21 protein-coding genes and 2 tRNA genes are annotated in these 24,410 nt (G+C 70.2%); 3 read left to right on the forward strand and 20 right to left on the reverse strand.

Annotation, left to right across the window (positions count from 1 at the left end; all coding sequences use genetic code 11):
* Positions 1-6 precede the first annotated feature (6 nt).
* Together ACFY1E_RS02660 and ACFY1E_RS02665 are read left to right on the forward strand one after the other, a co-directional pair.
* A complete protein-coding gene (locus ACFY1E_RS02660) occupies positions 7-1,302 on the forward strand; it encodes a cytochrome b/b6 domain-containing protein (RefSeq protein ID WP_389070542.1) in 1,296 nt (431 codons plus the stop codon).
* A complete protein-coding gene (locus tag ACFY1E_RS02665; protein ID WP_115908210.1) occupies positions 1,299-2,912 on the forward strand; it encodes an NADH-quinone oxidoreductase subunit NuoF family protein in 1,614 nt (537 codons plus the stop codon). The genes ACFY1E_RS02660 and ACFY1E_RS02665 overlap by 4 nt, the downstream gene beginning before the upstream one ends.
* A gap of 110 nt (positions 2,913-3,022) precedes the next feature.
* Here ACFY1E_RS02665 and ACFY1E_RS02670 read toward each other — a convergent pair.
* From ACFY1E_RS02670 to ACFY1E_RS02715, 10 genes are all read right to left on the reverse strand, one after another.
* Positions 3,023-3,095: transfer RNA gene (locus ACFY1E_RS02670), tRNA-Ala, on the reverse strand.
* 104 nt (positions 3,096-3,199) lie between these two features.
* A complete protein-coding gene (locus ACFY1E_RS02675) occupies positions 3,200-3,433 on the reverse strand; it encodes a hypothetical protein (RefSeq protein ID WP_003976229.1) in 234 nt (77 codons plus the stop codon).
* Between the two features lie 3 nt (positions 3,434-3,436).
* Entirely contained in the window at positions 3,437-3,610 is a 174-nt protein-coding gene (locus ACFY1E_RS02680; RefSeq protein WP_344402459.1) for a hypothetical protein, read from the reverse strand.
* Positions 3,611-3,818: 208 nt separating this feature from the next.
* Positions 3,819-3,891, reverse strand: a tRNA-Ala gene (locus ACFY1E_RS02685).
* A gap of 90 nt (positions 3,892-3,981) precedes the next feature.
* The gene (locus ACFY1E_RS02690; protein ID WP_389070546.1) at positions 3,982-4,653 is read right to left on the reverse strand and encodes a histidine phosphatase family protein; all 672 of its coding nucleotides are present in this window, start codon (positions 4,651-4,653) and stop codon (positions 3,982-3,984) included.
* Positions 4,653-5,096 carry a ribosome silencing factor gene (gene rsfS, locus ACFY1E_RS02695; protein WP_344402461.1) on the reverse strand — a complete coding sequence of 148 codons (444 nt, stop codon included), beginning with the start codon at positions 5,094-5,096 and terminating at the stop codon, positions 4,653-4,655. Before rsfS ends, ACFY1E_RS02690 begins: the two co-directional genes overlap by 1 nt.
* A 101-nt stretch (positions 5,097-5,197) precedes the next feature.
* Positions 5,198-6,913, reverse strand: a complete 1,716-nt coding sequence (locus tag ACFY1E_RS02700; protein ID WP_389070549.1) for a LytR C-terminal domain-containing protein — start codon at positions 6,911-6,913, stop codon at positions 5,198-5,200.
* Positions 6,914-6,929: 16 nt separating this feature from the next.
* On the reverse strand, positions 6,930-7,616 hold the full coding sequence (gene nadD, locus ACFY1E_RS02705) for a nicotinate-nucleotide adenylyltransferase (protein ID WP_389070552.1): 687 nt from the start codon (positions 7,614-7,616) through the stop codon (positions 6,930-6,932).
* A 79-nt stretch (positions 7,617-7,695) separates the two neighbouring features.
* Entirely contained in the window at positions 7,696-7,857 is a 162-nt protein-coding gene (locus tag ACFY1E_RS02710) for a hypothetical protein (protein ID WP_232646258.1), read from the reverse strand.
* Between the two features lie 108 nt (positions 7,858-7,965).
* Complete coding sequence (locus ACFY1E_RS02715) at positions 7,966-8,127, reverse strand: hypothetical protein (RefSeq protein ID WP_344402465.1); 162 nt, start codon at positions 8,125-8,127, stop codon at positions 7,966-7,968.
* Positions 8,128-8,252: 125 nt separating this feature from the next.
* Here ACFY1E_RS02715 and ACFY1E_RS02720 point away from each other — a divergent pair, with 125 nt between their 5' ends.
* Positions 8,253-9,368, forward strand: coding sequence for a M48 family metallopeptidase (locus ACFY1E_RS02720; RefSeq protein ID WP_389071594.1), 1,116 nt, complete (start codon positions 8,253-8,255; stop codon positions 9,366-9,368).
* A gap of 46 nt (positions 9,369-9,414) precedes the next feature.
* On the opposite strand, the gene ACFY1E_RS02725 is transcribed toward ACFY1E_RS02720, so the two are convergent.
* The 10 genes from ACFY1E_RS02725 to ACFY1E_RS02770 all read right to left on the reverse strand — a co-directional run bounded on the left by ACFY1E_RS02725 (position 9,415) and on the right by ACFY1E_RS02770 (position 24,328).
* Positions 9,415-10,488 (reverse strand): hypothetical protein, encoded by a 1,074-nt coding sequence (locus ACFY1E_RS02725; RefSeq protein ID WP_389070556.1) that lies wholly within the window; start codon positions 10,486-10,488, stop codon positions 9,415-9,417.
* Positions 10,489-10,600: 112 nt separating this feature from the next.
* Positions 10,601-11,170, reverse strand: a complete 570-nt coding sequence (locus ACFY1E_RS02730) for a hypothetical protein (RefSeq protein ID WP_389070557.1) — start codon at positions 11,168-11,170, stop codon at positions 10,601-10,603.
* A gap of 106 nt (positions 11,171-11,276) precedes the next feature.
* Positions 11,277-12,563, reverse strand: a complete 1,287-nt coding sequence (locus ACFY1E_RS02735) for a glutamate-5-semialdehyde dehydrogenase (RefSeq protein ID WP_389070560.1) — start codon at positions 12,561-12,563, stop codon at positions 11,277-11,279.
* A 121-nt stretch (positions 12,564-12,684) separates the two neighbouring features.
* Positions 12,685-13,137, reverse strand: a complete 453-nt coding sequence (locus ACFY1E_RS02740; protein ID WP_389071596.1) for a hypothetical protein — start codon at positions 13,135-13,137, stop codon at positions 12,685-12,687.
* 883 nt (positions 13,138-14,020) lie between these two features.
* A complete protein-coding gene (gene proB / locus ACFY1E_RS02745) occupies positions 14,021-15,127 on the reverse strand; it encodes a glutamate 5-kinase (protein WP_389071599.1) in 1,107 nt (368 codons plus the stop codon).
* Between the two features lie 154 nt (positions 15,128-15,281).
* Positions 15,282-16,520, reverse strand: coding sequence for a glycosyltransferase family 2 protein (locus ACFY1E_RS02750; RefSeq protein WP_389070563.1), 1,239 nt, complete (start codon positions 16,518-16,520; stop codon positions 15,282-15,284).
* Positions 16,521-16,751: 231 nt separating this feature from the next.
* A complete protein-coding gene (locus ACFY1E_RS02755; protein WP_389070565.1) occupies positions 16,752-18,860 on the reverse strand; it encodes a hypothetical protein in 2,109 nt (702 codons plus the stop codon).
* Between the two features lie 180 nt (positions 18,861-19,040).
* The gene (locus ACFY1E_RS02760; RefSeq protein WP_389070568.1) at positions 19,041-20,537 is read right to left on the reverse strand and encodes a D-ribitol-5-phosphate cytidylyltransferase; all 1,497 of its coding nucleotides are present in this window, start codon (positions 20,535-20,537) and stop codon (positions 19,041-19,043) included.
* Positions 20,538-20,979: 442 nt separating this feature from the next.
* Positions 20,980-22,530 carry an alkaline phosphatase D family protein gene (locus ACFY1E_RS02765; RefSeq protein ID WP_389070570.1) on the reverse strand — a complete coding sequence of 517 codons (1,551 nt, stop codon included), beginning with the start codon at positions 22,528-22,530 and terminating at the stop codon, positions 20,980-20,982.
* Positions 22,531-22,846: 316 nt separating this feature from the next.
* A complete protein-coding gene (locus tag ACFY1E_RS02770) occupies positions 22,847-24,328 on the reverse strand; it encodes a VCBS repeat-containing protein (RefSeq protein WP_389070573.1) in 1,482 nt (493 codons plus the stop codon).
* Positions 24,329-24,410: the final 82 nt, after the last annotated feature.

The following is a 24,410-nucleotide window of genomic DNA, read 5'->3' on the forward strand; positions in this document are numbered from 1 at the left end:
GCCCCCATGAACCCTCGTCGTAGTAACACCTCGCTCCCCAGGCCGGGCCGGTCGGCCTATGGGGTGGCGTCGGCTGTCGTACTGCTGCTCATACCCGTCGTCGTGCTGCTCGGAGGCGGGTGGCTGCAACAGTTCCTGAACTTCGGTGCGGGCGTCCTCTCGCTCGTCTGCCTCACCTGCTCGGTGATCTGGGGACTGGTGGCCCAGGACCGGCTGATCCTCAACACGCGCCAGCGGATCATCGCCCAGGGCATCCACCGGGTGACGGCCGTCGGCTCGATCGCCTTCCTGCTGGTGCACATCACCGTCAAGCTGGCGCTGGACCACACGGTGCTGATCGCCGCACTGATCCCCTTCAGCCTCGGCGTCAAGGGCAGTGCGGGCCTCATCGGCCTCGGCTCACTGGCCGGACTGCTCATGATCTTCGTGGGCATCACCGGCGCCCTGCGCAACCAGTTCGCCTCCCCTGCGCCGGTCGCGGCGCGCTGGCGCGCCATGCACGCACTGGCCTACCCGGCCTGGTGCTCGGCGCTGGTCCACGGCCTGTTCGCGGGCCGCGCGGCAAAGCCGTTCTTCATGATCTCCTACGAGCTGTGCCTGGTCGCGGTGGCCGCCGCGCTCGCCCTGCGGGCAGCCCCGCGCCCCTTCAAGCGCAAGGTCGCCGACCGGCTGGCCGCCCTCCTGGGCAACGAGCCGGGCTCGTCCCGCGCCGAGGAACTCGAAGCGAGCCGCGCACGGGTCGGCGAGACCTCCTCCGCACTGCCGGGCTACGAGAACGCGCGGGCGCCGAAGCCGTCCCCCGCCGACACGATGACCACGCCCGCGGCGCCCTACTACGACGCCCCCGCCGCCCGCACGATGACCCCGGAGCCCGCGAACGGCTTCGCGGCCGCCTACCGGGCGGTCACGCCGCAGCGCGGCCAGCAGTCCTACGCCGACCAGACCGCCCGCATGGACCTGCCCATGGACATGCAGCCCACGGAGTCGATCCCGCGCACGGACGGCAGCACCTCGGGCAGCTGGCCGGTCCCCTCGCCGCCGCCGGTCGGCGAGGCACCCCCGTCGGCCTACGACCCGATGCAGGACACCGGATACAACATCCCGGCCTATGGCAATTCGGGCACCGCCGGCTACGGCGGAAGTGACATGTACGACACCGGTGAGACAAACACCCTCTACGGCACGTACAACCCGAACGACACGTACAACAGCGGTCCCGCCAATGAACCAACGCCCGGTGCCTCGTTCGACGCACCGGGTTCGGGCGAACCTTGGAACACGCCTTCCGGAGGCTATAGGTGAACGAGGCCCTGCCCGACGTCCCAGAAGTCCGCGTGGTCGGACTTCCGCAGCTCACGTCGGGCTTCGACCTTGTCGAAAGACTCGATCTGCCCATGCACCTCAAGGTGCACGGGCCGCTCGAACCGCTCGGCGGCGAGCAGCTCGCGAAGCTCGCCGAGAACATCAACCTGAAGGGCCGCGGCGGCGCGGGCTTCCCCTTCCACAAGAAGCTGCGCTCGGTCGCCGAAGCGGCGATCAAGCGCGGTGTACGGCCGGTCGTCGTCGTCAACGGAAGCGAGGACGAGCCGGCCTGCCGCAAGGACACGGTGCTGATCAACCGTGCCCCGCACCTCATCCTGGACGGCGCTCTGCTGGTCGCGGAGGCGCTGGGTGCCCGCACGCTCGTGGTGGGGGTCACCCGTGAGTCGACTCAGCGCTCGATGGAGGCCGCGCTCGCCGAACGCGGTCTGAACAACGGCCGCCGATCGGTTCTACGCGCGCGCGTGCAGCGCAATCCCATCCGCATGGTGACCGGAGCGGCGGCCTCGCTGATCCGGTCCATCGACGGCGGCCCGGCGATCCCGCCCGGTCGCAAGGTCAGCGCCTCCCAGAACGGCGTCGGCGGCGCACCCACCCTGCTGTCGAACGCCGAGACCTTCGCCCAGCTGGCGATAGCCGCCCGCATCGGCCCGGAGCGCTACGGCAACACCGGTCTGTACGACGAGCCGGGCACCGTCATGCTGACGGTCTCCGGCGCGGTCGCCCGCCCCATGGTGATCGAGGTCCCCACGGGCGTCCCGCTGCGCTACGTCCTCCAGCTGGCCGGCGCCCCGCCGGTGCCCCAGGGCGTGCTGACGGGTGGCTACCACGGCAAGTGGATCGACGCGGCGACGGTCAACGAGGCGATCGTCTCCCGCAACTCCCTGGACGCGGTGGGCGGTGCGCTGGGCGCCGGCGCGATCCTGCCGATCAGTCAGGAGACCTGCCCGCTGGGCGAGTCGCTGCGCGTGGCGCAGTGGCTGGCCGAGGAGAGCGCGGGCCAGTGCGGTCCCTGCTACCTCGGTCTGCCGGCCGCCGCGCGCGGCATGGCCGACATCCTCAACGGCGGCGGCCCGGCCGCTCTGGAGGCGCTCAAGCAGGTCGCCAAGAACGTGAAGCGGCGCGGCGCGTGCTCGCACCCGGACGGCTCCGCGATGTTCCTGGAGTCGACCATCAAGGCGTTCACCGACGACCTGGCCGCGCATGTCCTCGGGAACGGCTGCGGAAGGCCCGTGGAGGGCGTTCTGCCGCTCTTCGAGGGCGGCCAGCTGCCCACGGGCATCCCGGGCGGCGGAGAGCCCGTGGAGAACGGCCCCAGCCGCCAGAAGATCTACGTCGACTGGACGCTGTGCCGCGGCCACGGCCTGTGCGCGGACATCCTCCCGGAGGTGTTCGAACTCGGCGCCGACGGCTTCCCGACCGTCGCCCAGGCCCAGGTGCCGCGCTATGCGGAGGCCAAGGCCCTGCGCGCGGTGCGCCGTTGCCCGGCGCTGGCCCTGCGCATCGAGGAGGAGACGCCCAGGGACCGGGCGCCGTCCCGCAACCTGCCGGTCCTCTCGCAGGGCCGCGGGCGGCGCGCACTGGGCCGCTGAGCCGACGTCAGAAGGGGGGCCGCCCACTGGGCGGCCCCCCTTCTCGCACAACTGCCCCCGGAAACACAAAGATCCCGCCGGATCGAATCGATCCGGCGGGATCTTGATTGTGGAGCTAAGGAGAATTGAACTCCTGACCTCCTGCATGCCATGCAGGCGCTCTACCAACTGAGCTATAGCCCCTTGCTTGGTCCTCCGGGGTTTCCCCCGGCGGCGACGCCAACATTACACGGTCCACCGGGTGGAACACCAAATCGTTTCCGTCGGCCCCGGCAGGGCCGACGGCGTCAAGCGGTGACGAAGGAGTAGAACCGCTTGAGCGTGCAGTGCTCCTCAAGCAGGCGGCCGTAGATCGGCTCGCCCTCCAGCTCGCGGTACGTCTCGATCGGGTCGCCCTTTATGATCAGCGCCCGCGCGCATTCCTCGCACCAGTACTGGTAGTCGGGGTTGACCGGCTCCATGTCGCGGACGATCGGCGTACCGCTGCCGCACCAGTCGCACTTTCGCCTGTGTGCACCCATCGATCAGCTCCAGCTGTGGCCGCAGGCCGTGCACACGTAGGAGATTCCGCCGTTGTCGCCGAGAACTTGGGCGACATGGAGGGAACCGCAGGAAGGGCAGCTCAGACGGGTGACCGTGTCCCGTGTCGACGCCGCTTCGAGGAGGTGGCCGACCTCCTCGAGGATGCTCGCAGGCATCACTGCTCCCTCCCGTCGGGCCGCGCTCCCTTCCGGCCGTTTGATTCTGCCACGGCCGGACCAATACGGTCAGCGACGCCTCAGTACCAGTCCGGACACGGCGCCTTCGCAGAGGTATACGCCTGCGGGGCCGAAGTGACTCAAGCCGGTTCAGGAACGCGAAAAAACCCGCCCCCCTGCGGGGACGGGATCTTCATCGGGCGATCTGTGGAGCTAAGGAGAATTGAACTCCTGACCTCCTGCATGCCATGCAGGCGCTCTACCAACTGAGCTATAGCCCCTCGTGCGTCCCGCTTGGCGGGGCGAACGAGTAGAACTCTAGCCTGCGACCTGCCGGAAAGTGAAATCCGGGTGTGCGGGCCGCCGGGAGGTCAGTCGTCGTCGCCGAGCACCGGCTCCGGGAGGGTGCCGGCGTTGTGCTCCAGCAGGCGCCAGCCGCGGGCGCCCTCGCCCAGGACGGACCAGCAGCAGTTGGAGAGACCGCCCAGGCTCTCCCAGTGGCGGGCCTCCAGGCCCAGGAGGCGTCCGATGGTGGTGCGGATCGTCCCGCCGTGGCTGACCACGACGAGCGTGCCGTCGTCGGGGAGCTTCTCGGCGTGCCTGAGCACCACGGGGGCGGCGCGCTCGGCCACCTCGGTCTCCAGTTCGCCGCCACCGCGGCGGACCGGCTCACCGCGCTTCCAGGCGGCGTACTCCTCGCCGTAGCGCTCGATGATCTCCTCGTGCGTCAGGCCCTGCCAGACGCCCGCGTAGGTCTCGCGCAGGCCCTCGTCGTGGATGACCTCCAGGCCGGTGAGCACGGCGAGCTCGGCCGCCGTGTTCGCGGCGCGCTGGAGGTCGGAGGCGACGATCGCGTCGGGCTTGAGGGAGACGAGCAGCCGGGCGGCGCGGCGGGCCTGGGCGAGGCCCGCCTCGGTGAGTGCGACGTCCGTGGTGCCCTGGAAGCGGCGCTCCACGTTCCAGGAGGTCTGGCCGTGGCGCCAGAGGATGACGCGGCGGCCGCGGCCCGCACGGCCCGCGGACACCTCACCGGTGGCGCTCATCACCACTCACCGCCCAGGTCGGCCGCCTCCTCGGCAGCCTGCAGCTTGGCGTGCTCCTCGGCCTTGCCGCGGGTGGCCTTGGCGTCGGCGGGCAGCTCCAGCTCGGGGCAGTCCTTCCACAGCCGCTCCAGGGCGTAGAAGACGCGCTCCTCGCTGTGCTGGACGTGGACGACGATGTCGACGTAGTCGAGCAGGACCCAGCGGGCCTCGCGGTCGCCCTCGCGGCGCACCGGCTTGGCGCCGAGCTCCTTGTTGAGCCGCTCCTCGATCTCGTCGACGATCGACTTGACCTGGCGGTCGTTGGGTGCGGAGGCCAGCAGGAAGGCGTCCGTGATCGACAGGACGTCGCTGACGTCGTAGGCGATGATGTCGTGCGCGAGCTTGTCGGCGGCCGCCTGGGCGGCGGTGGTGATGAGCTCGAGAGAGCGGTCAGTGGCGGTCACTACGTGGCTTTCCGGTCGGCGGTCACTTGACACCAAGGGTCTCACGGACCGCCGACAGCACCCCACGTGATTAAGGGATCACGTGGGGCGGCTTCGGCCGGCTAGGACGACGACGGCTTGTAGTCCCGGCCGAGGATCACCGAGACGTTCGCGTTACCGGTGGCCTGGCCCTTGGTGACCGAGCCGGCGGGCAGGCCCAGGGTCTTGGCGACCTCGGTGGCGTTCTCCTTGTCGGCGGCGTCGGTGTAGACGACCTTGGACGTGGCCGCGGGGGCCGGGGCGGTGCCGCCCTCCAGGAAGGTGAAGCCGCCGTTGAGGAGGACCACGCGGGCCTTCTCTGTGTTGTCCTTCACACCGCTGGCGTTCTGCACGGAGACCCGGACCCCGGAGCCCTGGTCGGGGCTCTTCGCGGTGCCGCCGAGGACGTCCTTGACCACACTGGCACTGGCCTGCTCGCTCAGCGTGCCGTCGTTCTGGACGGGCAGCAGGGCGGTCTTGTAGTCGCCGCCCTTGGCGAGGTCGGCCAGCTTGGCGAGGAAGGTGCCGAGGTCCTTGTCGGTCAGGGAGGGGTCCAGGATCTGCGCCAGCGTCTGCACGGTGGTGGTCGCCTGCGCCGGGTCGGAGGACAGCTTGCGCAGCGTGGCCTGCATGACCTGGCCGAACCGCTCCAGCTGGGCGTTCTCGGCCTCGCCGGAGGCGCGGTAGGTGGCGTAGGCGACGGCCATCTTGCCGCTGAGGGTCTGGTCCTTGCCCTGGTGGACGAGGGGCGGGCTGCCCTTCTTCGTGGCGTCCGGGTCGGGTACGTCGGCGTTGGTGTCGACGTCGATGTTGCCGACGAGGTCGACGAGGTTCTGCAGGTAGGGGGTGTCCAGCCGCCAGGTGCCCTCGATGCTGGTGCCGAGGACCGTGTTCAGGGCGTCGCGGGTGCCGGAGGAGCCGTCGTCCTCGACCGACTTGGCGAGGGTGGAGGTGTTGCCGTCGTCGTCGGTCAGGGCAAGGGAGTTGGGCAGCAGGACGGTGGTGCCCTGCTTGGTGGTGGTGTTGTCGACGAGCAGCGCCGTGGAGGTGCCGCCCTTCTTGGTGTTGTGCAGGTGGACGACGATCACGTCGCGGTTCTGGGCGCCCGCGGCCGTCGTGGTGCCGCCCTTCTTGGAGGCGGGCGAGGACAGGCCCGGCAGCTTCCCGGCGTACCAGAGGTAGCCGATGCCGCCGACCGCGACCAGGGCCAGGACGACGACGAGGGCGATCATGCGGCTGCGGGCGCGGCGCTTGGCCTCCTCGCGGCGCTCGGTGCGGTTCTCGGTGAAGTTGAGCCAGTCGATGACGTCCTCGGACTCGGCGTCCGGGTCCTCGACGAAGGCGAACTGCTCGGTGTGGTAGTCCCGTTCGGGCCGGGGCGTGGGCTTCTCGCTCGGGGCGGGTTCCGCCGGGCCGGCCTGCTGCGGGATGTAGGCGGTCTGTTCGGTGACGACCCGGGGCTGCTGACTGCTCGCCGCGGCCTGCCCGTAGGGGTCGTACGGCGCCCCGGGCGCGCCAGGGTGGTGCGTGCCGGTGCCGTAGGGGTCGTAGGAGGGCACGGGCGGCTGCTGGCCGGTGCCGTAGGGGTCGTACTGCTGCGGGACCGGCGGCCGGCCGCCGGTGGCGTACGGGTCGTACCCGTAGCCCTGCTGCTGCCCGTACGGGTCGTACGGCTGCTGGGGAGCCGCCTGCCCCGGCGCGGTCTGCCGGTAGACGGGCCGGCCGTACTCGTCGTAGCCGACGAGTTCGTACTGGTCCTCGTGGTCGCCGCCGTAGCCCGCGTCGTATCGGTCGTTCACCGGTGCCCCTCTCGGCTCACTCGCCGCGGTACAGCTCGCGCTTGTCGATGTAGCGCACGACTCCGTCCGGCACCATGTACCAGATGGGGTCTCCCTTGGCGACTCTCGCGCGGCACTCGGTGGACGAGATGGCCAGCGCGGGAACCTCCACGAGGGAGACACCGCCCTCCGGGAGGCCGTGGTCGGTCAGGTGGTGGCCGGGGCGAGTGCACCCGATGAAGTGCGCGAGGGAGAACAGCTCCGCGGTGTCCCGCCAGGTCAGCAGCTGGGCGAGGGCGTCGGCGCCGGTGATGAAGAACAGGTCCGTGTCGGGGTTGAGTGCGCGCAGGTCGCGCAGGGTGTCGACGGTGTAGGTGGGGCCGCCGCGGTCGATGTCGATACGGCTCACCGAGAACTGGGGGTTCTCGGCGGTCGCGATGACCGTCATCAGATAGCGGTCCTCGGCCGGGGAGACATGGCGGTGGGTCTTCTGCCACGGCTGTCCGGTCGGGACGAACACCACCTCGTCCAGGTGGAACTGCGCGGCGACCTCACTGGCCGCCACGAGGTGCCCGTGGTGGATCGGGTCGAACGTTCCGCCCATGACGCCGAGGCGGCGCTTGCCCGGGTTCGACGGCCCGTTGCCGGGGCCGCCCGTCGGGCGGGGTTCCGTGCCGATCGTCGCGTCCTTCGCCGGACCGGTAGGCATGTCCTGCTCTCCCATGCGTGCAGACCCTACCGGCCCGGCCTGAGGGCACCGGCCCGAGGATGCCCGGAGTGCCCCGCTATGGGCACCGGGTGCCTCAGCGGTCGCGGTTGAAACGGGTGGTGATCCACAGCAGGAGCAGCAGGATGAACAGCGCGCTGCCACCGGTGACGTAGGGGCTGAGGCTCTCGTGGTTGCCGCCGCCCTCGCCCTCGGCGGCAAGGGTGGCCAACTGGGCGGCGGTGCTGTGGAAGCTCATCTCGACAGGACCTATCGGTGTGGGCGGGATAAAGATGTCGGCCCATCGTAAGCGGGCGCCTCCCGGGCGATCACCCCGACTCCGCTGTCGGGGAACCCGGGACGGTCGTCAGTCGTCCTTCTGCTTGTAGCCCCGCAGCAGGAACCACCCGGTCAGCGCACAGCCCACCATCATCACGATCAGTACGACCCGGAGCAGATTCCCCGGCCCTTGGTGTGGGGCGGCGCTCGCGGCCTCGGCGAGCCAGGCGGCCGCAGGGGTGTGCTCCATGGTTTCGGACTCCTTCGGTGTAGTGCCCGTCCACGGTAACTCCGCCTAGGCTGGGGCTCGCTTCGGGGGCGCAAAGGGCCGCACAAGGGTCCGCAAAGGGCCACTACACGCACATGGGGGAGAACATGTCCGACGACGGCCACCACGAGCACAACGGACACGAGAACGTACCGAGCAGGCAGCGCAGGCGCTTCCCGGGGATCTCCTCCCGTGCGTACGAGCACCCGGCGGACCGCTCCGCACTGGTGGCGCTGCGCAAGCTGAGCGGCTTCGACACGGTGTTCAAGGCGCTCAGCGGGCTGCTGCCCGAGCGCAGCCTCAGGCTGCTGTTCCTGTCCGACTCGGTGCGCGTCTCGGACCAGCAGTTCGCGCACCTCAACGACATGCTGCGGGACGCCTGTTACATCCTGGACCTGGAGAAGGTCCCGCCGATGTACGTCAACCAGGACCCGCAGCCGAACGCGATGTGCATCGGCCTTGATCAGCCGATCATCGTGGTCACCACCGGGCTCGTCGAGCTGCTCGACGAGGAGGAGATGCGGGCGGTCATCGGCCACGAGGTGGGCCACGCCCTGTCCGGGCACGCGGTGTACCGCACGATCCTGCTGTTCCTGACCCAGCTGGCGGTCCGGGTCGCCTGGATCCCGTTGGGCACCATCGCGATCATGGCGATCGTGACGGCGCTGCGCGAGTGGTTCCGCAAGTCGGAGCTGTCCGCCGACCGGGCCGGCCTGCTGGCCGGGCAGGACCTGGAGGCCTCGATGCGCGGCCTGATGAAGATCGCGGGCGGCAACCATCTGCACGAGATGAACGTGGACGCATTCCTCGAGCAGGCCGAGGAGTACGAGGCGGGCGGCGACCTGCGCGACTCCGTGCTGAAGATCCTGAACCTGCTGCCGCGCTCGCACCCGTTCACCACCATCCGGGCGGCCGAGCTGAAGAAGTGGTCGGAGACCCGCGACTACCAGCGGATCATGGACGGTCACTACCCGCGGCGCAGCGAGGACAAGGACACCTCGGTCTCGGACTCCTTCCGGGAGTCCGCGGCGAGCTACGCGAGCAATGTGAAGAGCTCCAAGGACCCGCTGATGAAGCTGGTCAGCGACATCGCCGGTGGAGCCGGTGGCATCGGCGGGCGCATGCGACGCGGGTTCGACGGCTTCACCAGCTCGGCTCCCTCGCAGGAGCGGCCGCCGCAGGACGAGCCGCCCACGGACGCCCCGCGGCGGGACGAGGACTGATCCGACGGTTCCAGGCCGGCGGGGACGGCGGCACCCCGCCGGCCGCTCACACCTTGGGCTGCGCGCTCGTCGCCAGGGATCCGCAAAGGGCGGTGGCGCCGCCCGTGGCGTAGGGGTCGGTGCCCGCGGGGCCGCCCGCCTTGGCCGTCTGTCCGGCCAGCAGCGGGTGGAAGTGGTTCGTCGAGTCCTCGGCGCAGGACAGCGGGCCGGCCTGGACGTAGGAGACGACCAGCTGGGCCTGGTGCAGGCGCAGGTCGTCACGGTCGAAGCGGAAGTGCAGCTCGCGCCGGACGGTGAACAGGGAGGCCGGGGCCTTGGCGTCGGCGCCGGTCGGCTTCAGCGCGTACACGAAGGTGTGGTCCGCGGCGACCTCGAGGGTGGCCGAGTCGGTCTCGGTGGCCTGCAGCGAGCCCTGGACGCGGATCCTGCTGTCGGCGAGCTGGGCGCGGGTCTGGTCGAAGCGAACCAGCCATCCGGTGGGCTGGTGGCGGCCGTCGGCCGTCGGGTGCTCGAAACTCTGGTCGAACTGGTCGAGTTGGCTGCCGTCGAGCAGGACGCGCGGAGCGCGGACGTCCTGGCTGCTGAGCACATCGGGGTCGAGCGAGGAACGGACTATGTAGTCCTTGGCGGTGGTCAGGGCGGCCACCACCTGGCTGTCCGAGAAGTGCGCGGTGCGCCGCGCGGCGGGCAATGGTATGCCCTCGGCGCCGACGCGGAACTGCGCGGCGGGGCTGTGCGCGTACAGGTACTCGGGATCGGTCGCGCCCGGCACCTTGCCCTGTGGGGACAGCGGTATGACGGTCATCCGCAGGGGCTCGACGGGCTGCCGGGCGGTGGCGCTCTGGTAGGGGTGCCGTACACCCATGTAGACCGCGGTGCCGAAGGCCACCGCGATCAGCAGGACCAGGATCAGCGCCTGCCGGGACAGGCCCCTGCGCAGCGGCGGGCGCCGGCGTACGGCGGGCGCGTGGTCGGCCATGCGCTCCTGCGCGGAGAACTCCTGGAGGCGGGCAGCGCGGACGAACGACTCGTCGAAGACGACGGATCGGTATTCGTCCTCTCCTCCACCGCCGGGGGCGCCCTCGGGTGTCCCCTCAGGTGGGTCTCCAGGCCCGCCCATATATTCAGGGTAGGTCTCCGGGAGCCCCGGTAAACGCCCTGGTACACGACAACTTCTGACAGGTTCTCACCAGGTTCGAAAGTGAGCGCGAAGGGTGCGCCCGGGCCGCCGCTCAGGGAGTCGGCGGGATGACCGAGAGCGCTGGCTGAGAGTTGTCGGCGGAGGCGGAGGGCGGTGCCGCGCTGCCCTGTTCCAGGCCGGTCGAGGCGGGCGGCGGCGGTCCCTGGTCCCGGCTGCCCGAGGAAGCACCACGGTAGACCGCTGTGAAGGCCAGCGCGACCATGCCTATGCCCATCACGAGGGCGAGCATCCAGGCGACCGGGCGGTGCCAGCGGACCTGTTTTCCGTACGACCCCGGGGCGCCGTAGCGGCCTTCCAGGATCTCGGTGTCGTCCAGGTCGTCCAGCTCGGGATCATGGCCGAAACCGGAGGGTTGGTATCCCTCCTCGTACCGCTCGCCCCTGCCGTGGGCCCGGCGTGCTTCCGCCTCGGAGGCCTCCGCTCTCGCCTGGGCGGCGGCAAGGAGGCGTTCGACGGCGGTCGGCTCGTGCACCACGGCCGCCCGTACGAAGGCCTCGTCGAAGACCACGGAGGCGAACTCTTCGTCCGACACCCCGCGGTCGTGGTCGTCGTCGGGCTCCCAGCCGTCAGGGAACGGCGTGCCCCCCACGTCCTCCGGCACGGGATCCAGAGTAGACCTGGGGGGTCAATTTGGGCAGACGGTATGGAAATTCATCCGCCTTGTGAGACACCTCTCGTGCGGCACGGCCGCCCGGGAGGACGCGGTCTCAGCGCCGGATGTGTCCGTCGCCGGTGACGATGTACTTCGTGCTGGTCAGCTCCGGCAGCCCCATCGGGCCGCGCGCGTGCAGTTTCTGCGTGGAGATGCCGATCTCCGCGCCGAAGCCGAACTGGCCGCCGTCGGTGAAGCGGGTGGAGGCGTTCACGGCGACGGTGGTGGAGTCGACGAGCTGGGTGAAGCGGCGGGCGGCCTGCTGCGAGGTCGTCACGATCGCCTCGGTGTGACCGGAGGTCCACAGCCGGATGTGCTCGACGGCCTTGTCCAGGGAGTCGACGACGGCGGCGGCGATGTCGTAGGAGAGGTACTCGGTGTCCCAGTCCTCCGGCGTGGCCTCGACGACGGTCGCCTTGGAGTCCTTCGCGTACGCCAGCACCCGCGGGTCGGCGTGCACGATCACGCCGGCCTCGGCGAGGGCGTCCAGGGCGCGGGGCAGGAACTCCGGGGCGATGTCCTGGTGGACCAGGAGGGTCTCGGCGGCGTTGCACACGCTGACCCGCTGGGCCTTGGAGTTGATCAGGATGTCGATGGCCATGTCGATGTCGGCGTCCGCGTCGACGTAGACGTGGCAGTTGCCGGTGCCGGTCTCGATGACGGGGACGATCGACTCCGTCACGACCGTCTGGATGAGGGAGGCGCCGCCGCGCGGGATCAGGACGTCGACCAGGCCACGGGCGCGCATCAGCTCGCGTACGCTCTCGCGGCTCTCGCCGGGTACGAGCTGTACGGCGTCTGCGGGCAGTCCGGCGCCGCCGACGGCGTCCCGGATGACCCGGACGAGGGCGGTGTTCGACTCGTAGGCGGAGGCCGAGCCGCGCAGCAGGACGGCGTTGCCGGACTTCAGGCAGAGGGCGGCGGCGTCGACCGTGACGTTCGGGCGGGCCTCGTAGATGATGCCGACGACGCCGAGCGGGACGCGGACCTGGCGCAGGTCGATGCCGTTCGGGAGGGTCGAGCCGCGGACGACCTCGCCGACCGGGTCGGGCAGGGCGACGACGTCACGCACGTCGGAGGCGATGGCGCGCACCCGCTCCGGGGTGAGCGTCAGCCGGTCGATGATGGCCTCGCTGGTGCCGGCCTCGCGGGCCTTGGCGATGTCCTTGGCGTTGGCCTCGACGATCTCGCTCGTCCGGACCTCCAGGGCGTCCGCGATGGCGGCCAGCGCGTCGTCCTTGACCGCGCGCGGCAGCGGGGCGAGGTCGGCGGCGGCGGCCTTGGCGCGGTAGGCGGCCCGGTTGACCGGGGACATGGAGTCGTACGGCGAAAGCGTGGTCATGAGGGAAGGGTAGTGCGCCGGGCGGGCCCGGCGCCTTTTGCGCCTGAACCGGCGCCGCTCTCGCGGATCAGGTTGCTCGCCGTAGCGGTTCCTCGATCAATGGTTACGGTCCGTGGCCGGATCAAAAGGGGTGCACGCCGACGGGTGTTGCGGGGGCTGGGCCGTACCCCGCCGCTATGCGCTGGTGGTAGGTCTCGCGGTCGATGACCTCCAGGCCGACGATCTCCCAGGGCGGCAGCTTGGCGGTCTGGCGGTGCTCGCCCCACAGCCGCAGGGCGACGGCGGCCGCGTCGTGCAGGTCGCGGGCCTCCTCCCAGTAGCGGATCTCCGCGTGGTCGCCCGCGTACCGGCTGGTCAGCAGAAAGGGGTGGTCGTGGGCGAGCTGTTCGAGGCCGCGGCGCACCTCCTTCAGGGGGGCCTCCTCGCCGGAGACGCTGAGGGTGACATGCCACAGGCGCGGCAGGTCGGCCGGCTCCTCGTACCGGTCGCCGGCCGCGACGCTGGTCAGGGCGCGCTCCTCGCCGGCCGCACGGGAGGGGGCGCCGTCACGGGACGCCGCCGCCCCAGGGCGCACTCGTCTCACGACGGCCTCCTTCACGCAGTGATCGACTGGCGGACGTGCGGAATGTATCCCTGGGACAAAGTTGAGCAGGCCGCAAGGGCTCGTGGGGCGGTTTTGCGGAACGTCCACCTCACGACGGGTCGATTTGCGGGGCGTTCCCCCTGTTTTCGGCCGGGGGCTGGGGGTTGCGGCCGGGGGCCGGGGCGGCCGCGAGAGATGAAACGACCGGGAGGCGGGGCCATCCGCAGGAGACACACCGGCCGGGCCGAGGGCCCCCGAGACGCAAGGGCTGGAGCCCGGAGGCTGCCAGAGACAGCAGCCAGGCGATGCCGGCAGGGGCCGAGGGCCTGGCCCCGAGAACCCGGCAGCCCGCCCCAGTAGCCGACCCCAAAGGCCTCCAGCGAGACGCAGCAGTCCCGCCACGGCCGCCCCGCCACAGAAACCCAGCGACCAGTTCCAGGGACCACGCGCCCCGGAGACGCGGCAGTCCGGCCCCTAGGGCAGGCCCCAGGGACGCAGCAGCCGATCCACGGAGATCCACGGGCCGTGGCGCCCCCGACTCAGCAACCCCGCTCCGCCAACCCCGCCACGAGACCTGACACCAGGCCCAGGGACATGGGCCCCACAGACGCGGCGCCCGGCCCCTAGGGCAGGCCACCAGGGACGCAGCAGCCGATCCACGGGCCGTGGCGCCACCGACTCAGCAGCCCCGCCCCGCCAACCCCGCCACGAGACCTGACACCAGGCCCAGGGACATGGGCCCCACAGACGCGGCGCCCGGCCCGAGGGGCAGGCCCCAGCGACACAGCACCCGAGCCCCAGGGGCTGCCCCAGAGGCGCGGCAGCAGGGCCAAGCAAGGCAGGTCCCGAGGTGATGAGTGACGCCCGGCAGGTGTCAGGGGTGCAGGAGTACCAAGTCGTCCCGGTGGATGACCTCGCGTTCATAGGCCGGGCCCAGTTCGCGGGCCAGTTCTCGGGTGGAGCGGCCGAGGAGCTGGGGGAGCTCCTTGGCGTCGAAGTTCACGAGGCCTCGGGCCACCGCGCGGCCTTCGGCGTCCCGCAGTTCCACCGGGTCCCCGGCGACGAACTCGCCCTCCACGGCGGCGATCCCGGCCGGCAGCAGCGACTTGCGCCGCTCGACGACCGCGCGCACCGCCCCGTCGTCCAGCGTGAGGGAGCCCTGCGGGGTGGAGGCGTGCTGCAGCCACAGCAGCCGGTCGGCGGAGCGCTTGTCGGCGGGGTGGAAGTACGTGCCCGTGTCACCGCCGTGCAGGGCCTCGGCGGCGTGGATCGCGCTGGTCAGGACGACGGGGATACCGGCGGCTGCCGCGATCCGGGCCGCCTCGACCTTGGTGACCATGCCGCCGGTGCCGACGCCCGCCTTGCCCGCGCTGCCGATCTCGACGTGCGCGAGATCCTCCGGCCCGCGTACCTCGGCTATCCGCGAGGTGCCGGGCTTGCTCGGATCGCCGTCGTACACGCCGTCGACGTCGGACAGCAGCACCAGCAGGTCGGCGTGGACGAGGTGGGCGACGAGGGCGGCGAGCCGGTCGTTGTCGCCGAAGCGGATCTCGTCCGTGGCGACGGTGTCGTTCTCGTTGACGATCGGGAACGCGCCCATCGCGAGCAGCTTGTCGAGGGTGCGGGAGGCGTTGCGGTGGTGGGCGCGGCGGCTCATGTCGTCGGAGGTGAGCAGGACCTGGCCGACCCGGACGCCGTAGCGGGCGAAGGAGGCGGTGTAGCGGGCGACGAGGAGGCCCTGGCCGACGCTGGCGGCGGCCTGCTGACGCGCGAGGTCCTTGGGGCGGCGGCGCAGCCCCAGCGGTGCGAGCCCCGCGGCGATGGCGCCGGAGGAGACCAGGACGATCTCCTTCTCCCCGCCGCTGCGGCTCTTGGCGAGGACGTCGACGAGCGCGTCGACCCGGTCGGCGTCCAGGCCACCGGACGCGGTGGTGAGCGACGAGGAACCCACCTTGACGACGATCCTGCGGGCCTCGCTCACGGCCTGCCTTGCCCCTGCCACCTTGTTCTTCCGTCCCCTCGCACGCTCAGGCTCCCCCGCCCGGCAATCTACGCGAAGGGGACCCCACCCCGCGCGCCGGTCCAGTCCCCGGACGGGCGGCACGGTTCACCTGGTGCGCCGGCGCCCGGCGCCGTCAGACCGCCGCGGCAGTCCCGCCAGGGGTGCGTGGCCTGCCCGCGCCGGTCCGTGCCCTGAGCACCCGGCGTGCCTTGCGCACCGCCCGCTTCAGCACCGAGCCGACGGAGTGTTCGCGGTAGCCCTCGACGGCCCGGGCCTCGCGGGGTGCGGCGAGATAGACGGAGTCGGGTACGGCGGCCGTTGCGTCACGGAAGTGCGGGTAGGCGAGGTAGACCTCCCGGCCCTTCTTCTCGAGGATGGGCGCCGCCTGCTTCTTCGCCTTCACGAACTGCACGACGGGCACGAGGAGTTCGGGCCGCTGCTCGGCGACCAGGTGCAGTCGCAGCCGCTCCTCGACCTTGAGGCGGCGTGCGACGCCCTCGCTCCAGAACTCCTCCATCAGCGGCTTCGCCAGCTCGAACTTGTGGCGCCGTACCTTCTCGCTGTCCGTGAGGTACTTCGGGCCGAACTGCGGCAGCAGCGTGATCAGGAAGGGGCGGACCAGGAGCAGGTCGCGCTTGTCCCCGGCGGGGACGAGTTCGGCGATCAGGTTCATGAGGGCGCGCGCGGAGTCGAAGCGCAGGGTGTAGCCCCCGCTCTTCGTGACGTGCTTGCCGTCGTCGCGGCCCACCAGGTAGTAGCAGGTGTAGTCGGCCAGCACGGAGACGCCGTTCGCCCGCAGATAGGCCTCCATCGTGAACAGGGCGTCCTCGCCGGTCCACAGGGACTCGTCGAAGCGCATGCCGTGCCGCTCCAGGAGCTCACGGCGGAACAGCTTCTGCGCGCTCAGCGTGAACTTGATGTTGGAGGAGTAGACGTCGGTGCGGTCGAGGGTCTTGCCCCACATCGACCCCGGCGGCTTGCGGTTGATGCCCTCCACGCGGCCGAGGACCACGTCCGTGCCGTTGCGGTCGGCCATGGCGACCATGCGCTCCAGGGCCTCGGGACCGAGCCGGTCGTCGGCGTCCAGGAAGAAGACATAGCGACCGGCGGCCTTGCCCAGGCCGACGTTGCGCGGGCCGCTGGGGCCGCCGGAGTTGTCCTGCCGGATCACCGTGACCGACATCGCCGCACGGGCCGCGAACTCCTCCAGGTACTCCCCCGAGCCGTCGGTGGAGCCGTCGTCGACGGCGATGACCTCGATGCGCTCCGGGTCGATGGTCTGTGCCTCGACGGACGCCAGGCACTCGACCAGATACGGCATCGCTTCGTACGCCCCGATGACGACGCTCACAGCAGGCTGCGTCACGGTCACTGTTTCCCCCTCATCAACGGGACATTTCCCCCGTATCGCCTCATTCACTACCTGGAAAGACGGCCGGCCCCGGCAAGCGGTTGCCCTGCGGCCGACTCTTCGTGACTCAGCTCACATGACGAACGGACAGGGACGGACACATGAACATACGAAGAAGGGCCCGGTTTTCGAGGATCACTCCTCGGAAACCGGGCCCTTCTCACTGGTTTCACACCGTGAGCGGCGGCCTTTTCACGCGGTGGGCGGCTGCGCCGACAGTGCGTCGGACAGCTCGTCCGCGCCGGGGGTACCGGCCGCGGCGGCGCGGGACTCCTGGCCGCGGTTGCGGCTGTCGGCCTTGAGCGCCAGGTTCGCCACCGCGGTGTTGAACTGCTGGATGGACGTCGGCTCGTCCGGGCCGAGCAGGTACTTCTTCAGCTCCTTGCGGTCCTCCGCCAGTGCGTCGGCGGCCGGGTCGCGGACCGCGTCCAGCAGTGAGCCCAGTTCCTTGGCGCTGTTGGAGAGGATCACCGCGGCACGCACGGCGGTGTTCTGCCGCTTGAACTCCTCGACGCCCAGCCCGGCGGAGTCCGTGACCGCGTACGGCTTGCCGCTCGCGATGAAGTCGGAGACCACGCTGGAGATGTCGGAGACCATCGCGTCGGAGACGTTGAAGCAGTCGTACAGGCGCGGCTCGGCGCCCTCGATGACACGGTGCTCCCAGGTCGGGAAGGAGCGCCAGTAGGCCTCGTTCCACTCGTCGCGCAGCCGCGCGACCTCCTGGTACCTGGCGACGTCGACCACGCCGTCACGGGTGGCCTCGGCCTCGTCGGCCTTGTCGCCTCCGGTGCCGACCAGTTCGGCGATCCGGGCCTCGATGCGGACGAGGTCGGCCTTCGCCTTCTCCTGCTCGGCCGGGTCGGAGGTGAAGCGGGAGTCGGCGGCGCGCTCGGCGGCGGCGGCCTCGACCAGGGCGACGATGCGCCGGTGGGCGGCGGCGGCCTTGGGGAGCACCGTGCCGGTGAAGGGGTGCGGCTTGTACAGGACACGCACCGGCGGGTCGGCCGTGACCAGCTTCTTCACGATGCTCTCGCCGGCGAGCATGATCGAGGTGTTGCCCGGGTCGCCGTCCCAGCCCTCCCAGGTGGGGGCGTAGAGGACCGTCGGACAGCGCCCATCAGCGGCTCCGCCGCGGGGCCCCTCCGGCGCGCCCTCCCAGCCCCGGATCGGCGCCAGCTGCGGGCGGCCGACCTCGACGATGTCCTCGTCGCGGACGCCGACGTCGGCGATGGCGTAGCGGTCGCGGCCCGCGCGGCCGGCGGTCCACACCTCGTCGTACGCCTTGCTGAACGGGTTGACGCTGGCCAGCTTGTCGCTGTCGCCGTGGCCGATGAAGACGTGCTTCATGGTGGGCACGCGCAGCAGGTGGATGTTCTTGCCCACGTTCGCGGCATACAGCGCGACGCGCACCGTGGACAGGTCCATGTTCATCAGGTGCACCCCTCCGGGCACGCAGATGACGGGGACCGTGGTGGGCGCCAGGTTCTGCAGGATGACCCGCTCGCGCAGGATGATCAGCGGCCGGGAGTCCAGCTGCTCCATGGTCTCCAGCCACATGTTGACCTGGTAGGCGGAGTCCTTGGAGCCGGAGAAGTACAGCACCGTCTGCGGCTTGTACTCGTGCAGCCAGTCGTCGACGGCCGCGAGGACCTTGTCGGCGCCCGGCGGGATCCTGCGGCCGCGGACGTACGGCACGAGCGCGAGGACGTACAGGCAGCCCAGGCCGAGGGTGATGCCGATGCCGATGAAGCCGGCCACGGAGGAACCCGCCTCGGCGGAGATCAGTATGCCGATGACGGCCGCGAGGTCGAGGTGGAGCATCTTCTCGGCCGACCGGTCGAGCAGGCCCATCGGCGGCGCGTCCGGGATGTTGATCCGCGACTTCAGGTCGACGTTGCGGGTCGCGACCGGCAACCGGCGCCGGTTGCGGATCAGCGTGACCACGGCGCCGTGCGGGGCCTGGAGGCCGTAGAACGCGATGAAGCAGCCGATCGCGCCGTAGTAGATCAGGTTGTTCGCCAGGTCCAGCCGGGCCAGCAGAAGGATCAGCAGGAGCTCTCGGATCAGGAAGCGGATCGAGAGACCGGCTCTGACCTTGCTCAGCCGGTTGACCAGATAACTGCCCTTCCGGTGCAGGTAGTGGTCGGCCAGGTACGTCACGGCGGCCGCTGCCGCGAAGGCGTAGACGCTCGGGACGAGCGCGGCCACCATGATCGCCGGGAAGCCCAGCATCATGAGGACCGCCGCGGCCAGCTCGGCCGCGCTGCCCACCCGGGCGACACGAATAGCGGTGGATATCACGGAGAACCTGCTCTGGGAGGGGGAGTGCCGGTTTTGTTGTGAAGTGCGCAGGATTTGTGGCAATTCTATGGGAATTCGTCGGGTGTACGGATTCAGGCCCCTGCGAACACCCGGTCAATGCACTGCATTGACACCGGAAAGCAGAGGCCTGAATAACGGAAGACTAATTCCCGTCGATTATTACATGCCGTCCTGTCGGTCCAGCACCGAGGCCAGCGCCTGCTCGAAGCCGGAGGCCTTCGCCGCGCCCGCCGTCGGGTCCTGCTGGCGGACGTCGATGACATGGCCGGTCAGCTCGGACAGCAGCACGTCCAGCGAGGTGCGGGCCACGGCCTCGGAGGAGAGCAGGGAACCCGCGGGCTCCTGGCCGAAGGCCTTGGTGCGCATCGGCGTCGCGGTGCGCTCCGGGTTGATGCAGTTGACACGGATGCCGTCGCCGGCCCACTCGTCGGACAGGGCCTGGGTGAGGTTCACCATGGCGGCCTTGGTCGAGGAGTAGAGGCTGTACTCGGCGCGGCCGCGGGTGTAGCTGCTGGAGGTGTACAGCAGCAGCTGGCCCTTGGTCTCCGCCAGGTACTTGTACGCGGAACGAGCGATCTGCACCGGGGCCAGGTAGTTGACCTTCAGCGCTTCCTCGATGGTCGCATTGTCGGTCTCGGCCAGCTTGCCGATGCGCAGCACGCCCGCGGTGTTGACGACGTAGTCGATGCGGCCGGTCTCCGCGTACGCCTTGGACAGCGCGTCGTCGACCTCCTCCGGGTTCTCCACATGGGTACCGGTGGTGGAGCGGCCGAGCGCGTACACCTTGGAGCCGTAGGACTCGGCGAGTTCGGCGATGTCCTTGCCGATGCCGTACGAGCCGCCGAAGATCACGACGGTCTTGCCGGTGAGCAGCTCACGGTAGGCCTCCTCGCTCACCTGTTCGGGCGCGGCCGTGGAGGCGAGCTGGAACAGCTTGTCGGCGATGAAGACGTCGACCGGCTGGGTGACCTTCATGTTGTACTCGTCGCCCGCGACGACGTGGATCGGCACGTCCGGCAGGTACTTCAGCACGACGGAGCAGTCGTCCGTGGCCTGGAAGTTGGGGTCACCCGCCGCGACCTCGTAGGCCCTGCGGATGGTGGACAGCTTGAAGGCCTGCGGGGTCTGGCCGCGGCGCAGCCGGGAGCGGTCCGGGATCTCGGTGATGAACTCGCCGTCCTCGCCGTGCGTGCGCGTGACGATGATGGTGTCCGCGGACGGGATGGCGACGTCGACGGCCTGGTAGCGCTCGAGGGCGGCCACGCAGTCGTCGATCACGCGCTGCGCGAGCAGCGGGCGCACGGCATCGTGGAACAGGACGTTGAGGTCCTCGCCCTCGGCCAGTCCCTCGCCGAGGGCCTCGATGGCGCGCTCGGTGGTCTCGTTCCGGGTCGAGCCGCCCTCGATGATCTTCCTGACCTTCTTGAACCCGGCCTTGGCGACGATCTTCTCGATGTCGGGCACGTATCCCGGCGCCATCAGCACGATGACGTCGTCGATCGAGTCGGCCTTCTCGAAGGTGGTCAGGGTGTGCTCGATGACTGCCTTGCCGGCGATCTTCAGCAGCTGCTTGGGGATCGAAAGACCCACACGCTGGCCGGTGCCACCGGCCAGGATCACTGCGGTGGTACGGGGCTTGGCTATGTGCTGGGACACAGAGGACCTACCTTGGGGCGACAGGGAACGCGGAAATGGTCCCACTTGCGGTTACCGCTGTGCAAGGTGAGCGCTGTTCGCTGCATATGTGCGCGCCATCTGTCATTCACCTTGCACTGCTGGTGACCGTGGGACCACCCGCGTCGGCCGCGCCGGAATTGCTGTGAGTAACTGCACAGGGGCGGCGCACGGCAGCGCCGGATCGCCGAGGGGCCGTACGCCCGTACGGGGGATGCGGTCAATCATCTCGGCGGCGGTCCAGGTGGCGGCCCCGACGACCACTGAGCGGTCGAGATCTTCACGTCCTGCGGCGTCGGGCTGCACGAGTTCTTCATATGCATGACCGCTCTGTTATGAACGAACGAGCCTGGAATACAGCCGGTCAAGCAGTCCATTGCCCCGGAATTCCCTATGGGGATTCCGGGGCAGTTTGCGCGTACGGTCAGACCAGCCGCACGCCGGGTTCGCCCGATTCCACCCGCAGCCGCGCCAGCGTGCTCGGCGTGGCGGTCGGCCTGCGGACCGTGTCCACGACCCTCACCTGTGCGTCGATGCCGTCACGGTCGATGTCCAGGAGGTGGTAGCCGCGGTGGGCGTCGATCAGCTTCCAGTGCGGGTTGTCGGGCATCCGCGGGTCCCACTCGGCGTGGAAGGCGGCCTGGTCCTGGTCCCCGTTGCTGGAGATGGACGTACCGACGAACTCGGCGCCGACGACCTCGGAGTCCGGGTCGTCGTAGTCGGTCTTGAGGTCGCTGATCATCGTGAGGTGGCGGTCGCCGCTGAGCACCACCGGGTTGCGGATGTCGGCGAACTCCTCCAGCAGGGCGTTGCGTTCGACCTGGTAGCCGTCCCAGGCGTCGTAGTACCAGAGCTTGCCCTCGCCGATCTGCAGATCGGTCTCGGCCATCATTATCTGCGAGGCGATCAGGTTCCAGCGGGCCGGCGAGTCCTGCAGCCCGTCCAGGAGCCACTCCTTCTGCTCGGCGCCGAGCATGGTGAGCGACGGGTTCTCGGCGGCCGCCTGGCTGGTCACCTGGTCGCTGCGGAACTGCCGGGTGTCCAGGACGTTCAGACGGGCGAGGCGGCCGAACTCCAGCCGTCGGTACATCTGGATGTGGGGGCCGTTCGGGATCGCCGAGGCGCGGACCGGCATGTGCTCGTAGTACGCCTGGAAGGCCGCCGTCAGCCGGGCCACGAACGCGTCGTGCGGCTGCTTGTCGGGGTCCTGCGGGATCTCGCCGGCCCAGTCGTTGTCGACCTCGTGGTCGTCGAAGGTGACCACCCAGGGTGTGCTCGCGTGCACCGCCGCGAGATCGGGGTCGGTCTTGTACTGCGCGTACCGGTTGCGGTACTGCTCCAGGGTGTACGGCTCCCCCGTGCCCTCGTGCCGGCGCACGGCCGTGGCCGACGGCGTGGACTCGTAGATGTAGTCGCCGACGAAGAGGACGACGTCGGGGTCCTGGTCGAGCATGTCGGCGTACGGCGTGAAATAGCCGTGCTGCCAGTTCTGGCAGGAGGCGAGCGCGATGCGCAGCGAGCCGCCCCTGCTGTGCGGGTGCGGGGCGGTGCGGGTGCGGCCGGTGGGCGAGATCTGGCCGCTGGTGCGGAAGCGGTACCAGTACGAGCGGTCCGGGCGCAGGCCCCGTACGTCCACGTGAACGCTGTGCCCGTACTCGGGCCGGGCCTGGGCGACGCCCCGGCGCACGGGCTTTCTGAACCGGTCGTCCTCCGCGAGTTCCCACTCCACCGGGACCACGGTGTCGGGCATGCCTCCGCCGTTCAGGGGGTCGGGGGCGAGCCGGGTCCACAGCACGATGCCGTCGTGCAGCGGGTCGCCGGAGGCGATGCCGAGGCTGAACACGCCGTCGGGCAGGGTGGCTTCGGCCGCGCGGGCCTTGCCCGGCAGCCAGAGCTGGGCGGACGCGGCGGCGCCGAGGACGGCGGCACCGGCGGTCAGAAAGCGGCGTCGGTCGGGCGAGATTGCTCCGGTCATCGCGAACTCCCCTGTCTCGCAAGCCTGGACACGTGAAGGCTCACGCAGCCGGGCGGTCCACCCGCTGAACAGAGGCCTTCGCGTGCATGACAAATGGGCAGACAACAGAAGGCCCGTTGCGACACGGGAACAACACGACAACGTGATTTTGCCGCAACGGGCCCTACATGCCGTCAATTGACACCGGGCAGGGGGCTGTTCAGTGAGCGAAGTTCAAGCCGAGTTCGACGTCGGCGGCGACCGGGACGGCACCGTCGAAGACGTTTTCGCCCGGTGAACCCACGGAGAGCTCGGCGCGTGAACCCGGCGCGTGAACTCAGCGGGTGAACTCGCTCCCGAGCCAGGCGAGTTCGGGGTCCGTACCGAGGGTCTTGGCACCGAAGGAGATGGAGCCGGTGGTGGTGACCCCGGAGGCAGTGGAACGGAATCCCCATACCGAACCGGCATTCGAGTTCTCACCGGGCGCGCCGACGAGCAGATCCGCCCGGCCGTCCTTGTCGCCGTCGAGCAGGGTGACCGCCTCGCCGAAGTGGTCGGCGCGCTCGGCGGTGCCGGGGACGCCCGCCGTGTTCTGGCTGAACACCTTCGTACCGGCGCCGGTGGGCCCGGACGCGCTGCCGGGAACGACAGCGACCGTCCCCGCATCGGTCACACCGGAGAAGTCCTCACCGGGAATGCCGACCGCGATGTCGGCGTAACCGTCACCGTTCACGTCGCCGACCGCGACGTCCGTACCGAAGAGATCGCCGGACTCCGTCGCCCCCGGAACGCCGGGCGTGTCCTGGTCGATCGTGCGCGGATCGGCGGCCTGCGGCCCCTGTGCCGTACCGAGCACGACACCGATCCGCTCGCCGTACTCGCTCGGGTCGGGCGTGCCCTCGCCGGAGTACGCGACCCGGGGCCGGCCGAAGACGAGATCGTCCCGCCCGTCGCCGTTGACGTCACCGAGCGCGATGCTCTCACCGCCCTCGATCTCCCGCCCCTCACCGTCTTTCAGATGTACCGGCGAGGCGAGACCGTTCCGGGTGCCGTGCAGGTAGAGGAGGGTGTGCCCGACGTTCTGGTCGCCCGGGTCGTCGAAGTCGAACGGCCCGGTCAGCACGACCACATCACTGATGCCGTCCCCGTCGACGTCCCCGCTCGCCACGTCCAGCACCTGGACATCGGCGTCGGTGAACGAGATGTCCTGGCTGCGGGCGGGCACTCCGGTACGGCTGAACGGGCCGGACTCCAGCGACGAGGGCCCCGCCAGGTCGGCGTGCCCGTCCCCGTCGAAGTCACCGGCGACGACGCGCGCGGTACCGGCGGTGAGGGCACCCGGCAGGATCGTCCCGCCGGAAAGCCCGCCCTTCCCGCCCCACAGCACGGTCACACTGCCGTGCCGGGCCACCCCGCCCTGCGTCCACTGCTCCCCCGCCGCCGGGACCACGAGATCGGTGTAGCCGTCGCCGTCCAGGTCACCGGCGGTGAGATGCGCACCGAAGTGGTCACCCGCCTCGGGGGTACCGGGGACACCCGGCGTGGCCTGGGTGAAGACCTGCTTGCTCGCGAGGTTCAGCCCGTGGGCCGACCCGTACACGACGGCGACATAACCGGCGGCCTTCTTACCGCCGACCGTGGCGCCCGGCGCCCCGGTGGCGAGGTCCTCGTACCCGTCACCGTTGAAGTCCTGACGGACACTCTTCACCGCGGCGGGCTGTGCATGGGCGAGCGGCGAGACCACACCGGTCGCGGCAAGCAGAGCGATCGCGACGGCGACGGCACGCCGCGTTCTGGGTACTGCAACGGACTCGGACACGTCGACTCCGGGAATCTGAAGGACAGTTGACCACGGAGAGACTCAAGATCCTCATCCGCGCTGCCCAGTACGACTCCCGGTG

The organism is Streptomyces sp. NPDC001604 (assembly GCF_042893475.1).
In the GTDB taxonomy this organism is placed as follows: Bacteria; Actinomycetota; Actinomycetes; order Streptomycetales; family Streptomycetaceae; genus Streptomyces.